The 13,794-nt window shown below is 64.2% G+C and carries 7 protein-coding genes; 4 read left to right on the top strand and 3 right to left on the bottom strand.

The genetic code is table 11. From position 1 onward, the window contains the following. Positions 1-28: 28 nt before the first annotated feature. Both ABJF10_RS05270 and ABJF10_RS05265 read right to left on the bottom strand, forming a co-directional pair. Entirely contained in the window at positions 29-1,201 is a 1,173-nt protein-coding gene (locus tag ABJF10_RS05270) for an NAD(P)/FAD-dependent oxidoreductase (protein ID WP_348543479.1), read from the bottom strand. A 43-nt stretch (positions 1,202-1,244) separates the two neighbouring features. Further along, positions 1,245-6,572, bottom strand: a complete 5,328-nt coding sequence (locus tag ABJF10_RS05265) for a PVC-type heme-binding CxxCH protein (protein ID WP_348543478.1) — start codon at positions 6,570-6,572, stop codon at positions 1,245-1,247. A gap of 157 nt (positions 6,573-6,729) precedes the next feature. On the opposite strand from ABJF10_RS05265, the gene ABJF10_RS05260 reads away from it, so the two are divergent. Beyond that, the gene (locus ABJF10_RS05260) at positions 6,730-7,569 is read left to right on the top strand and encodes an AraC family transcriptional regulator (protein ID WP_348543477.1); all 840 of its coding nucleotides are present in this window, start codon (positions 6,730-6,732) and stop codon (positions 7,567-7,569) included. Positions 7,570-7,590: 21 nt separating this feature from the next. Here ABJF10_RS05260 and ABJF10_RS05255 read toward each other — a convergent pair whose 3' ends face one another. After that, complete coding sequence (locus ABJF10_RS05255) at positions 7,591-8,304, bottom strand: hypothetical protein (RefSeq protein ID WP_348543476.1); 714 nt, start codon at positions 8,302-8,304, stop codon at positions 7,591-7,593. Positions 8,305-8,584: 280 nt separating this feature from the next. On the opposite strand from ABJF10_RS05255, the gene ABJF10_RS05250 reads away from it, so the two are divergent. From ABJF10_RS05250 to ABJF10_RS05240, 3 genes are all read left to right on the top strand, one after another. Then, positions 8,585-11,626 carry a DUF1592 domain-containing protein gene (locus ABJF10_RS05250; RefSeq protein ID WP_348543475.1) on the top strand — a complete coding sequence of 1,014 codons (3,042 nt, stop codon included), beginning with the start codon at positions 8,585-8,587 and terminating at the stop codon, positions 11,624-11,626. Positions 11,627-11,878: 252 nt separating this feature from the next. Further along, positions 11,879-12,406 carry a hypothetical protein gene (locus tag ABJF10_RS05245; RefSeq protein WP_348543474.1) on the top strand — a complete coding sequence of 176 codons (528 nt, stop codon included), beginning with the start codon at positions 11,879-11,881 and terminating at the stop codon, positions 12,404-12,406. A gap of 449 nt (positions 12,407-12,855) precedes the next feature. Next, complete coding sequence (locus tag ABJF10_RS05240) at positions 12,856-13,719, top strand: tetratricopeptide repeat protein (RefSeq protein WP_348543473.1); 864 nt, start codon at positions 12,856-12,858, stop codon at positions 13,717-13,719. The last annotated feature ends 75 nt before the right edge of the window (positions 13,720-13,794 follow it).

Here is a 13,794-nt window from a genome sequence, read left to right as displayed (position 1 = left end):
GGGCTTCTTTTAACACGCCGGGCGCGCGTTACAAACGGTGAAAGAACCCCTCCTTCAATCCGGCGACGGAGAGTTCCATCTGGCGGCGCATCCAGGGCACGGCGCAGAACAGCGGCAGCGCGATGTCGCGACCCCAGCCGAGCACGCGGCTTTCGGATTGGAAGAAGGGGCTGAGCACTTGGGAGAGAATGCTCAGGTAGCGCGAATGCGAGCGTCGCTCGGCGGCGTAGCGGGACAGCGCCTCGGGAAGGGGCGATTGCGAGAGGTGCCGGGCGAGACATTCGGCATCGAGCAAGGCGAGATTCGCGCCTTGGCCGAGGTGCGGACTCATGGCGTGAGCGGCGTCGCCGGCCAGCACGACGCGCCCGGTGTGGACCCGTCGTGGCAGTGAGTGGAGGTATCCGGCGAAGGAGAGGTGCTCGAAGCCGCCGAGCTCGTCCACCACCGGCACGGCCCGCGGGCAGAGTGCGGCCACATCTTCGCGAAAGCGCTCGTAGCCGCGCTTCTGCAAGGCGTCCACTTCATCGCGGCGTAATCCCCAGAAGAAGGCCACGCGCCCTTCCCCAATCGGCAACAAGCCCAGCAACTGCCGGGCGCTGCGGGCGACCTGGTGCAAGGCGTCGTGCGGGGAATCCAGATGCCCGCTGCCCCACAATGCGCCGTGAGTGTATTCGCGGCGCCGGCCATTCCCGGGATTCAGCCACTCGCGCACCCGCGAGCGGGAGCCATCGGTGCCGACCACCAGGTCGAATGGCCCGAAATTGCGCCCGGTGACATCGCGCACCAGCACGCCCTCCGGCGTTTCATCCAGCTCGGCAATCTCCGCCGCCAGGGTCACACTCGTTCCGGCCAAAAGAGCGGTTTCGTGCAGCGCGGAAAAAAGCACGCCGCGCTGCACCCCATAGGCGCAGAGCCCGCTGCCGGCGTGATCATAACGCAAATCGGTCAACTGCCGGCCCGTCTCGGTGAATGCCTCCAGGCGCTCGATGCGCGCGCTGCGCTGCGCTACCGCGTCAAACAATCCAAGCTGCGCGAGGATCTTCTGCCCCGACGGCTGGAGCAGAAACCCGGCGCCCACCGGTCCGACTTTCGGCGCGCGTTCGAGCAACGTGACGCGATGCCCCGCCCGCGCGAGCAGCACCGCTAGCGCGCCTCCGGCGACGCCGAAGCCGCAAATGCCGATGCGCAGGGATTCATTCACCGCGCCAGCCTCGCCGCGCCCGGCGTCGGATGTCCATCGCGGACTATTTCGAACCGGCCCAGTTCACCGCATTCTTGAGCAGCGTTTGGAACTCCGGCAGATCGTGAGCTCGGGCGTCGTGGCCGAGGGTGATGCCGACAATGCGCGACTTCGGATGCTTGACGATGAAGACCTGCGGGAAGGTCTTCCCGGTATTCGGGCTGGTCGCCTCGGCGAGCACTTCGATTGGTGTGGCGGCGGGGTCGGCGTTGTAATTGTAGAGTTCGTCGGTGATCTCGAAGCTCGGCGTCACGCCCTTGGTGATCGGCGAATTGGGATTCGTGATCTTCACGGTGTAGGGCCCGAGCTTGTCGTGCCCGCGCGTGCCGCCGCCGATGATTTGCGCATTCCAGGCGGGGAAGTTTTTCCACGCATACCAGGTGCCCGGATGCAGCGCGACGATCCCTTTGCCGCTGTCTGCGAAATCGAGCAGCGCCTTGCACGTCGCGGAACTCACGGGCTGATTCGCGCTCCACACGAGCACGTCGACGCGGTCGAGGATCGCCGGGACCCCATTGGCGTTCTGCGTGAAATTAACCCAGCCCGCGCCGGGGGCCAGGGTCGCTTTGTCGGTGCCGCCGAAGAATTTCACAAAGTCGTGCGATGAACCTCCACCCACGATCAAGACGCGCGGGCCATTCGCGGGGCGTGTGGCCGGAGGCTGCGGCACGGCGTCATCGAACTGCGGCTTGAAGTTCGCGTCTTCCGCCTTGAGAGCGGCGGCCACGGAATCGGGAGTGAGAATAAGCGTACCGGAGCCGACTTTGCTGGCCGGGGCCACAGACGTCGTTTGCGGAGCATTCGCATCGGCGAGTTCAGCGGTGATGGCGACGATGGTCGGCGCGGCGTGACCATCGGGGCTCTCCAGCGTGACGCGATCGATGTCGATCGGCCCGCTCAACTGCTTGGTGAACCAGCGCATCTGGTGATTCTTCACGATGCCCTCGGCATACTTCGAACCCGGCACGTCGATGCGCCGGATGTAATCGGCGAACTCGACGCCATTCTTGCACAGCAGCGTCTCGCGCTGGCCCTGCGTGGTGTGAATCGTGACGGTCAGTACGTCGCTGGTGTCGCCGCCGCCATTGAATCCCCAACCGGTCACCCCGCCGAGGAAGTGCAGCCGGTTCGCCTTGAACCCGCCGACTTTGATTTCCACCTTTTGCGGCAGCGTCTTCGAAAACGCCTTCTCCGGCCCGCCCTCGAGCACGACGATGTTCCCGCCGCCCACCACCTTCTCCGGCGAGACGATGCTGAAGGGCACGCCTTCGACGGTCACCGTGCCCGTCTTGATAAAGTCGAAAGTATCCTTCGTCCCGGCTTGCGAGTTATACAGCCCGCCGCTCGTCGAGGCCGTGAACGCATTGCGCAAATCGAGCGTGCGGAAGTGCGCGCCGTCCACGCTCTGCAAATAGGTGATGATGTCGCGCAGCGCTTCGCCACCGAGGCCATCGAAGCCCTCGGGCATGAGCGACCGGCCGGTATTGACGCGCGACTTGATGTCGGCCGTCTTCACCTGTTGCACGCCGGCGAGACTCTTCAGCGTGATGCTCGCGGGATTCTCCGCGGCGATCACGCCCGCGTACGCCTGGCCGTCCTTCGTCTCGATGTTCCATTGCACGAAGCTCGGGTCGACCTCCGCATTCGGATCGACGATGGCGGTGAGCAATTCATTCGCGCCGTGCGTGCCCATGCCGGTGAGGATCGGCCCGATCTCCGCGCCCGCGCCGTGGAAGTTGTGGCAGATGGTGCAGGTCGTCGTGAAGAGCTGTTTGCCGCGCTCCGCGTCGCCCTTCTGCTCGGCGATGGGTAGCAGCTTCGCGATCGCGTCCTTCTTCGCCTTCACGAGCGGATTCAATTCATCGAACAACGCGCTCGCCCGCTTGGCCACCGCCTTGTCGGGATGCGCGCGCAGCCGGAAAGCGTTCGCCGGTCCGAGCATCGCAAAATCGATCTGCTTCGCCTTGATCGCGTCGAGGAAAGCATTCGTCCAATCCGCGCGCTTGAGCACCGCTTCAAAAGCACCGACTTGCGCCTGGAGGGGCAACTTCCCATAGACCGCGGCCAGCGCAGGACCCACGCTTGGATCGTCGGTATCCGCCAGCACCCCAACGAACGCATGCTGCACATCCGCGTCAGTTGGGCCACCGAGTTGCGCGACGATCGTCGGAATGATGCCCGGGTTCATGCCCCGCAGGCCGATCAGGCTGCGCGCCGCGTCGATCCGGAAATCTCCCGCGCCTTTGCTGTCCTTGAGCGTGGCCAGCAGCTCGCTCGAAAGCTGGGCGACCTGCGGCTTGAGCACACCGGTCTTGTCCCACTTCGCCGCGAGCGGCAGGGCCTCGCCACTCGTGCTGCGGCTGCCCAACAATTTGGCCAGCGCACCGGAAAGCTCCGGCGTCATCGCCGGCGCGTCTTTCACCGAGCGGCCCAGGCTTCGGAGGATGTCGCGCTTGAGCGCATCCGCACTCGCCGGCTTATCGGCCAGCACGGCCACCAGCTTACCCGCAGCCTTCGCATCGATGTTCTGTGTGAGTGCATTGACCAGCGGGGTGAGCGCCGGCGCCTCCGCGCTCTCGAGCGCCAGGGAGATAGCCGCAGCCGGATCGTGCGCGGCCACGCCGATCGCCGCGCTGCGTTGGAAATCATCATCGAACTTCGACCAGGACCGGACGACCGCCTCCGCCACGGCGCGATTTTTATCGTGAGCCACGCCATCGGAATCGTGCTGGATCAAACCTTCACCGAGGGCGCGCAGCACGGCGAGGCGCACTGTTGCATCGGGATCGCCCACGGCTTTGATCAAGGCCTCGCCTCGGGCGAAAGAAAAGCAGACATCGCGCGTTTGCGCGGCATTGCGGCGCAGGACTGGATCCTTGTCATTTTGGGCCAGCGTGAATGGCTCTTCACTCAAGGGCCACGTCACCGCATACGTCCAGAGTGCCGCCACCCGCGCGTCGGTGGACGCCTTGGTATCGCCGATGAGCCTTTCGAGGGCACTCGTGCCATAGGCCTGGTTGGCCCGCGCTTGGAGGACGGTCTCGCCGGCGTTGAGGTTGGCGCGATTCTCCTCGTTGGAGAGTTTCCCGCTGGCACCGATGGTCGTCGCGGAAGGCTCGGGACGTTCTTGCAACAACCGGTGGGCAGTCATGCGCACCACCCGGTTGGGGCTCTCCAGCGCTTTCACCAGCTCGGCGGGTTTGGCTTTCGACAAGTCGGGGACCGCCAGCTTCTTTGCGTCCTTGTGATCGACCCGCCAGATGCGGCCAAAGTAATGGTCGCGATCAGGGCGCACGGCGGCGTTGACGTTATTGTGATCGGGGCCGCGCGTGTCGTTGTGGATCACCGCCTGGTTATAGAAATCGAGGACATAGAGTGCGCCGTCGGGGCCGATGCGGGCCTCGATCGGGCGGAACCACATGTCCTTGCTGCGAATGAATTCCGTCTCCTCGCGGCCCGGTTGTTTGTGCGCCGTGTAGCTGCTGCCTTGTGGATCGAGGAAACGCTGGTGCACGATGTTGATCGTCGGCTCGGTGCAGAAGTAACTGCCATTCCACTCCGCCGGCCAGGAGCCGCCATCGTAGATCGCGCAGCCGGCGGCCGCCGTGAAGGAGCCGACGAAATCGATTTGCTTGTAGGCGATCTGGTCCCAGTCCATCGCGGGGAACGTCTTGTCCGACTTGATGACGACATTGAAGCTGGGCGTGTTGCCGATCTTGCCACGTGCGAGCGTGCTCTCGGGCAATAGCGTCTGCATGAGCAACTGGCCGCTCGTCGGCTGCGTCCACATCACCCGATTGTCGCCGGTGATTTGCAGGCCCCAGGTGTTGCCGCCCTTCGAGGAATACTGCTCGATGGCCGAGCCATCGGGCTTAAAGCGCACCACGCCGCTGCCGATCGTGCCGAAGCCTTCCGAGCCATCGCCGGTGGTCACGTTTTGCGAGGAGCTGTAGCCGTGAGTCGCATAGATCCAGCCGTCCCAGCCCCAGCGCGGGTTGTTGATCACCGCGTGCGTGTCGCGTGTGCCGAGCCCGGTGTAGAGCTTCTCGACTTTGCGCGCTTTGCCGTCGGGACCCGGGTTGTGGATGAAGAGAATGTCCGGAGCTTGCGTGACGATCACGCCGTCCTGGTAAAAGACGAAGCCGGTGACGAGTTCGAGGCCCTCGTAGAAGACCTGCTTCGTGTCCATCACGCCGTCGCCTTTGCTCGAGGTGAGGATGCTGATCTTGTCGAGCCCCTTGCGCTCCTGCTGGCCGGGATCGGGATCGATGCCGCCGTGGTCTTTCCATTCCTTGCCGCGATAATCCGGGCGCATGCCGCGCCTTCCATTCGGATACTCCGGCGACTCGGCAACCCAGAGGCGGCCCGCTGGATCCCAGTCGATGCAGATCGGCTTGGTGATCAGCGGTTCGCTCGCGACGAGCGTCATCCTGAAATCGGGATGCACCTCCAGTTTCGCCAGCTCATCCGCGGGCCGCGAAGGCCCGCCGACCGGATAGGTGAGCGCGGCGAGTTCCTCCTTGTGGCAATACTCATCGAGATTCTCGTGATGCGCCGCCCACGCGATGCCGCGCAGCAGGATCGCGCGATACTGCGGCAGCTCGAACGTGGAATAGAGATGGCCGGGGATCGTGACGAAGGCGCGATACGGTTTCGTGCCGCCTTCCGCGGTGCGCTCGTAGGTCCACATCTGCGGCTGGATGTCGTAGATGTTCGCCTTGCCGCCGTCGGCCGCTTTCTTGCCTTCCTTCACATTCGGCGTGTAAGCCGTCGCGAGCACGCGCACGTCGGGCGAGATGTCCATGTCGTAGTAGATCTCGTCGTCGAGGTGGAAGTTCGCCGCGTCTTTGGTGATCGGATGCCCGCCGCCGATGCGCTCGTTCTCCACGTAATAGAGATCCATCGGGCCTTCCTTCCACTTCGTCTGCCCCTGCACCCACGAACCGCCGATGATCGATTTCCAATAGGGCGACGTGTCCGGCTTGTTTGCCACCGATGCGGTGTGAATGACCACGATGCCGCCGCCGCGCTTGATGAAGGTCTCGAGGATCGGCCGCTGTTCCGGCGTGATGTTCCCCGCGTCCTGCGCGTACATCACCAGGACATCCGTCTGCGCGAGTTGATCGGCGGTCGGGAAATCCATCGCGCCATCCGCTTTCATCCCGCGCTGCGCGAGGAGCACCTTCCAGTCATTGAGGAAACGTTCGTGCTCGTGCGCGTTCGGACCGTGCGTTTTCTTGCCGCCGCGAATGAAGACGCGCAACGGATCGGCCTGCGCGAACGCCAGGGAAAAGAAAAGGAACAGGGGCAGGAACGCAAAGAGACGTTTCATAAATCGGGGGTGGCGGGATTCAATGGGGAGACCACCGAGCATGGCAGAGATTGGGCCGGGTGGCATGTGCAAAGAGCACCATCGCCTATCGCGAACGCACATGGAGGCTGGAGAAGCTGGCGAAGGACGCCTTCCTCGGGTAACTGTCCCTCCCGCGATGATGCCCCCAAACCCACTCACCGAGACCCATGTCATCGGCGCCGAGACCATCGAGGCGAAGGTGCGCGCGCAGGAATGTCCGGCGCTGGCGCTGCATCACATCGCGCACGTCGGGCTCGCGGATGCGGCGGCGCCCTACGAGATGGTGCGGATGGATCTGAGTGGGACGTATCTGCTCTCCTGCTCGGCCGGGCGCGGGCAGATCCTGCTCGATGGCCGCTGGCAGACCTGCCGCGAAGGCTGGGCCTGTCTCGCGCCGCCACACGCGTTGCTCGCCTTTCGTGCGGTGCGCGGCGAACGCTGGGAATTCACCTGGGTGCGCTATCAACAGCCACCCGACCAGAAGCCCGTGATCTCGTCTTCTTCTCCGGCGCTCGCTCGCTTTGATCCCCGACCGCTCCACGCCGCAGTGCAGGGACTCTTCGCCGAGATGCAGAGCCAGACCGCGCCGGCGGCGGTCAGCCATTGGGTGGAGCTGATCCACACCTACGTGCTGCGCTTTGCCCGCCCGTGGCAGACGGACGACCGCCTCGGCCACCTGTGGGAGCATGTCGCCGCGCGCCTCGGCGAACCGTGGTCGCTCGACCGCCTCGCGCGCCACTGTCACCTCAGCACCGAGCACCTGCGCCGCCTCTGCCGCCGCGAGCTCGGCCGCAGCCCCATGCACCACGTTATCTTCCTGCGCATGCAACGCGCCGCCAAGTTGCTCGCTACGACCGATGACAAGGTCGAGACCGTCGCCGGCGAAGTCGGCTACGCCAATCCCTTCGTCTTCTCCACCACCTTCAAGAAATGGGTCGGCTGGCGCCCCAGCGAGTATCGGGCGCGGAAGCGGTAGGTCTTGCTCCGCGGCGCGGCGTCACTTTTTGGATTCGCCGACCGCCCACACGCGCACGTCGTCGAAGAGCGCGAACTGCGTGGCGTTGCCGCTAACCGTGAAATGGAAGTCGCTCTTCATCGGATGTGCGATGCCCGACGATTTCAAAAGGCCGACCGGCTGTCCGTCGAGACTCACCCGCAGCTCGTCGTCCACGACTTCCATCGCCAATTGATACCAGCGGTGTTCTTCCAGTTTCACCGGGAAGTTCGCCGTGCGCCCCGCGGTCAATTTGGCCACCTCCGCTTTGCGCGCCGGATCCTTTTGCATCTCCTCGATGGCCTTCGTCAGTCGTTCCTTGTCATCGCCGAGCATGATCCCCCGCGGCGACAGCGACACCCGGCAGATGTGCCCCGCGTGGCCCTCCTTGTAGGCGCGGTCATTGCACACCGCATTGATGTTCGTCGCGCCTTCGAAGCGGAATTTGAACTCCAGCACGAGATCCTTCTGCCCGATATCCACCCGGCCCACCGCGCCGTGCTCGGGCTTCGTCTGGCTGCAGCGCAACACGCCATCCGCGATCGCGATGGTCGGCGTCGTCACGTGCCATTTGTCGCCGAGTTCCGTCCGGTCGAAATCGTCGGAGAAAATCAGCGCGCCCTTCTTGGCGATGCTCGGTGAGGGTGCATCCGCGGCGACGGCCAGGCCGCCCAGGAGCGCGAGGAATGGGAATAAAAGGAAGTGGTCAAGTTTCATGGGGGGAGGGGTAAGGGAAGAGATCGAAGGTTACCGGCTTTGGCAACGAGAGGGGAGAGAAATGCGGTCAGGGTCGTGCCTGGAAGGGCTGACTGGAAATCGACATTTTTGGGCGCAAATAGGGTGTTTTCACCAATGGAGCCAACGGAGCCCATAGAACCAATGGAGCCCACCCAGCCAATGGAGCCACCTCTTCCCATGGCCGTCCCCGGATGCAAACGCTAAGAAATCGCGTATTCTAAGGTCGTAGTCCTCCGATGCCTCCAAGGCGTCCCCGTTCATGCTCCATCACCGCCATTCCCTCTTTCTGCCGATCGCCCTCTGGCCGCTCCTCGCCTTCGCCACCCACGCGCAGGCCGACACCGCGACGGAGGCCTGGAAGGACGTGCGCCCACTCCTCGAGCAAAAGTGCTACGATTGCCACGGCGGCAAGAAGACCAAGGGCGGCGTCGACCTGAAGAAGCTCGATGGCGATCCGAAGCTCACCACCGAATTTGAGATGTGGGAGAAGGTGAAGGAAGCGATCGCCTCGGGCGATATGCCGCCGGACGACAAGCCGCCGCTCCCCGACGGCGAGAAGAACCTCACGCTCCTGTGGCTCAAGCACTCGCTCGACGACGCCATCCGCACCAATGCCGGCGACCCCGGCACCGTCACCATCCGCCGGCTCACCAATATCGAGTACGACCGCACCATCCGTGACCTCACCGGCGTCGACCTCGGACTGGCCCGGGAATTCGCGCCCGACGGCGGCGGCGGTGAAGGCTTTTCCAACGTCGGCGACGTCCTCTTCGTCAGCCCGCAGGGGCTCGACAAATATTTCTCCGCCGCCCGCAAGCTGGCGGACCACGCCACGATCATGCCCGGCACCGGCATCACCTTCAGCCCGCAACGCGTCGGCCTCCGCGGCCCCGTGCAGGTCAAGGCGCAGGCCGAGCAATCGCTCTACGTGTGGTATCAGAAAATGGCCGAGCCGATCCTGCCGAAGGATGGCGAAGACGCCCGCGAGGCCGAGTACATGACCGCCTGCTGGAAGTGGAAACACCACGACCTCACCGGCGCCACCTCGCTCGAGCAGCTCGCCAAGGACGGCAACCTCCGCCTCGCCTTCCTGCAAAACTGGTGGGACTTGCTGAACAGCCTGAAGCCCGAGTCGCGCTACCTCGATCTCACCCGCGTCGGCTGGCGGGAATTACCCCCGCCCGATGCCGCCAAGCCCAAGGAAGTCCCCGTACCCGTGAGCGAAAAGATCGTCGCCATCCAGGAAGCGCAGCGCTCGTGGCTCGGGCCGGCGAAAAATCCCGGCGGCGGCGTGCAGCGCCGGCAGCAGGATTCCGACGGCATTCATCGCTACGAATTTCGCACCGACGTGAAGGGCAAACCCGCCGTGCACATCGTGCTCGGCGACGTGGCCGATGGAAACAAGGGCGACTGGGTGACCTTCGACGGCCTGACCCTCCAGCACGGCAAGAAAAAGGAACTGTATCTCGATTGGCTCAAGGCGCGGCAGGCCGCCGACAAGGACGCGCTCACCAAGCCGGGTGCTGACGCCGCGAAACTCAATGCCCGCCTCGCGGAAGCCGATGCCGTGCTGGCGAAGTTCGGCAAGGATCCGCGCGGCGGCACGGCCAAGCCGGACGCCATCGTGGTGCAAGCGCCCACCGTCATCACTCTCCCGCTGCCGGAAGATGCGTCGCAATTCTTCGGCGGCGGCAAGCTCGACATCGATGGTCCCGACGCCGAGGCCGCCAGCGTCCAGTGGATGGCGACCACGGATACGCCGCCCGACCCGACCAAGGTCCTCCCCGGCCTCCTCACCGTCTGGAAACTCCACGGCAGCGCCATTGCGCGCCTCGGCCATGAGTTCAATATCATGAAGGTCGCCTTCCCCGACGAGTACGCGCGCCGGCTGGAGGAAGTGTCGCGCAACTTCCAGCGCAACGGCAAATCGGCCAGCGTCTACTACCTCAGCGACGAGCAACTCCTCGGCGTCATCACCCCGGAGGAAAAAGCGCACTGGGAGAAGATGATGCTCGACTGGAAATTCGTGCGCAACCCGCAGCCCAACGCCCAGCAAGGCAAGGACTGGGACGCCGCGGAGAAGAAGGACCTCGCTGAGTTTGCCACCCGCGCCTGGCGCCATCCGCTGAGCGACGACGAGAGCAAGCAAATCGCCGCGCTCTACGATGCCGCCCGCGCCCGCGAGCTCGACCGCGAATCCGCCGGCCGCGAAGTGATCGTGCGCGTGCTGGTCTCGCCGCAATTCCTTTTCAAGCTGGAGAGCGCCAGCGATCCCGGCGTGCAGCCCCTCACCGCTTGGGAACTCGCCACGCGCCTCAGCTATTTCCTCTGGGCTTCCGCGCCTGACGACACCCTGCGCGCTGCCGCCGCCGATGGCTCGCTGCTCAAGCCCGAGGTCCTCGCCCGCGAGACCAAGCGCATGCTGCGCGACCCGCGTTCCAGCGCGCTGGCCGAGGAATTCGCCGGCCAATGGCTCAAGTTCAACAGCTTCGAAACGAAGGCCAACATCGACGGCAACAAATTCCCCGAGTTCACGCCCGAGCTGAAGCACGACATGTATCGCGAGGCCGTGGAATTCTTCACCCACCTCATCCGCGAAGACCGCCCGCTGCGCGAGATTGTCACCGCCGATTACACCTTCCTCAACGACCGCCTGGCCACCTTCTACGGCATCCCCGGCGTCACCGGCAGCGAGTTTCGCCAGGTGCAAGTCGCGCAGTACCAGCGCGGCGGCGTGCTCGGCATGGGCTGCCTGCTGGCGAAGAATTCCTTTCCCCACCGCACCAGCCCCGTGCTGCGCGGCAACTGGCTGCTCACCTCCATCCTCGGCACGCCCACCCCGCCGCCGCCAAACAACGTCCCCAAGCTCGACGACAGCGTGAGCAAAGCCTCCACCCTGCGCGAACGCCTCGAGCGCCATCGCCAGGACAAAGCCTGCTCCGTCTGCCACGACAAGATCGACCCCCTCGGCTTCGCCCTGGAAGGCTTCGACCCCATCGGCCGCGCCCGCACCGTGGATGAAGCCGGCCTCGCCATCGATAACACCGGCACCTCCAAGAACGGCACCACCTTCCAAGGCATCGACGGCCTGAGAAAGTTCCTCACCCAGCGCGACACCGAGTTCACGAACAACTTCTGCCGCAAACTCATCGGCTACGCCCTCGGCCGCACCATCATCCTCACCGACAAACCGCTCCTCGACTCCATGCGCACCGATCTGGCCAAGTCGGACGACCGGTTTTCCGTGGCCATCCTCGATATCGCCAAAAGCCGACAGTTCCTCAATCGGAAGAATGAGTAACGGCGGACACATGGAAGCGTCGCCGCAAAACTGCGGGGAGCGCACTCGTCCCGAGTGCTGGTTTCAGCGTCCCGCTGAAATGAACTTGGTCGCGCGTGGCGGCCCCGATGATGTTGCTCCTTGGTGAAGACACGTTAGAAAGTCCGCGAAGGCGGGACGCCTTCGCCAACACTCGGGACGAGCGCGCTCCCCGGAGATCACCGCCATGCGCTATCTGTTCTCCATCTTGTTCTGAACCTCCCGTCAGCCGCCATGCACCGCCCCATCTTTAGGCTTCGCCTCGCCGGCGCGATCTTCTTGCCCCTCATCTTCGCGCTGCGGGCCCTCGCGGCGGACTCCGACTGGCATTCCGTCACGGGGGCCTGGGCCACTTTCCAAGCTCCGGCGGCCATGGTCCGCAGCACCGACGGGGCCAAGGCCGGGGAGGGCAGCACCATCGAAATCTTCGAATGCCCGAGTTTCAGCGTCAGTTTTGAAAGCGGCAGCGGCGCGCTGCCGCGGGAACTGCAAACCGATCTCGAAAAAGCCGTCGCGGCCTGGTCCACGGAGGCGCGGAAGAATTGGAAGGTCAATATGTACCTCGAGGACGAACACCATCTCGCCTACGCCGCCATCCGCACGGCCAACGATCCCTCTTTCCACGACCATCGCCCCGGCCATCTGTCCTTCGGCCTCGCCGCCGGCGAAAAACCTTTCTCCATCCATATTCGCTTCCAACGCCCGGAAGACCTCGCCGCCATCGAGCGCCTCCTCAAATCCCTTAAATTGAGAACGTTGTAGGGTGTAGGAGGAGACGGGAAACAGGCGAACGAGGAAAATAACTAATTTACCGGCAACCGGTCACCGTGATACAATAAGCGCATGAGCTTGGAAGTCTTGAAACAGCAAGCCGCGGCCCTCGACGACCAGTTGCCTCTTCGCTGTTTCAAGTGGGTGATCACCCGCTCTCTTTTACCATGAAGACACTCGTCCATAGCGCGAGCGCCGAAAAGCCAAACGTCGGTAGGGAAGCCGCGCCGCGGGTTCCCACTTTTGGGTGTGCGGAAAAGCGGCGGTGGCAGCCAGTCCGGTTCGCGGAATTACCCTTGGGTCGTCCCGCCACCCACCACGTTTCCACACCACATGCGAGGGAACCCGGCGGCGCGGCTTCCCTACCGGGATTTGGCTTTCGGCGCTCGCGCTACCTACGAGAGCGGCATCGCGGCCAATTCGTGAAGACTACCTAACTCATGAAAGCCCAATTCCGATTTCTCGCGATGCTGGCGGTGGGCCTGCTGTCGGCGATTGCGGCACGCGCGGAAAGCTATTCCGCGCGGGGGGCGAATGCCTATGTCCAGGCGAAGGATTACCAGGGGCTTTTGCAGTACGCTACGGTGTGGTCGCAGGCCGAGCCCAATAGCGCGGAGGCGTGGTCGTATCTCGGCGTCGTCTACGGCAATTATTTGCATCAGCCGGACAGAGCCGTCGCGCCGATGCAGCGGTCGCTTGAGCTGAACCCGAACCAGGCGCCGGGCTGGCATGCGCTGGGCGTCACCTATCTCCAGCTCAAGCAAAGCGCGGACGCGGTCGGCGCGATTTCCAAGGCGATCAAGCTCAACCCAAACCAGCCGAACTATTACAACAATCTCGCCGTGGCGTATGCCGAGATGGCGCGCTGGCAGGACGCCTACAATGCGCTGAATGACGAGAAGGACCTGGCGGTGAAGATGGATAACGCCACAGTCTGGTACAACCTCGGCAACGGTTATGCCCGGCTCGAGCAAGCCGAACCCGCCGTCGCCGCCTACCAAAAGGCGGTGCAACTCAATCCCAATTGGGCGGAGGCGTGGACCAATCTCGGCACGATGTTGCAGTGGGGCGGCAACGTCCAGGGGGCCGAGCAGGCCTACACCCGGGGCGCGCGCCTCGGCGATCCCCTCGGCGCGCAGAATAACGCCCGTTTACAGCAGGCGCTTGCCCAGCAAGCCGCGGCGGCGAAAGCCGGCGCGGACCGCAATAGTATCGATGCCATCATCAACCGGCAGGCCAAAGAGAACCTCGAACGTCGACTGCAAAACGAAGGTTCACTGAGACTCGGTGAACATTTGCCCTGAAAAGCGGGCTCGAAGGTAGGGAACGGGTAAGTGCCGGAGAGACATTGTAGGGCGCGTGTCCCCACGCGCCAGGTG

The sequence above is a fragment of the Chthoniobacter sp. genome (assembly GCF_040003245.1).
Classification (GTDB): domain Bacteria; phylum Verrucomicrobiota; class Verrucomicrobiia; order Chthoniobacterales; family Chthoniobacteraceae; genus Chthoniobacter.
This window is presented reverse-complemented; position numbering and strand designations above follow the sequence as displayed.

What these genes read in the sequence shown, in the direction of transcription:
- ABJF10_RS05265 (WP_348543478.1), bottom strand. Translation starts at nt 6,572, where the DNA reads ATGAAACGTCTCTTTGCGTTCCTGCCCCTGTTCCTTTTCTTTTCCCTG.
- ABJF10_RS05260 (WP_348543477.1), top strand. Translation starts at nt 6,730, where the DNA reads ATGATGCCCCCAAACCCACTCACCGAGACCCATGTCATCGGCGCCGAG.
- ABJF10_RS05255 (WP_348543476.1), bottom strand. Translation starts at nt 8,304, where the DNA reads ATGAAACTTGACCACTTCCTTTTATTCCCATTCCTCGCGCTCCTGGGC.
- ABJF10_RS05250 (WP_348543475.1), top strand. Translation starts at nt 8,585, where the DNA reads ATGCTCCATCACCGCCATTCCCTCTTTCTGCCGATCGCCCTCTGGCCG.
- ABJF10_RS05245 (WP_348543474.1), top strand. Translation starts at nt 11,879, where the DNA reads ATGCACCGCCCCATCTTTAGGCTTCGCCTCGCCGGCGCGATCTTCTTG.
- ABJF10_RS05240 (WP_348543473.1), top strand. Translation starts at nt 12,856, where the DNA reads ATGAAAGCCCAATTCCGATTTCTCGCGATGCTGGCGGTGGGCCTGCTG.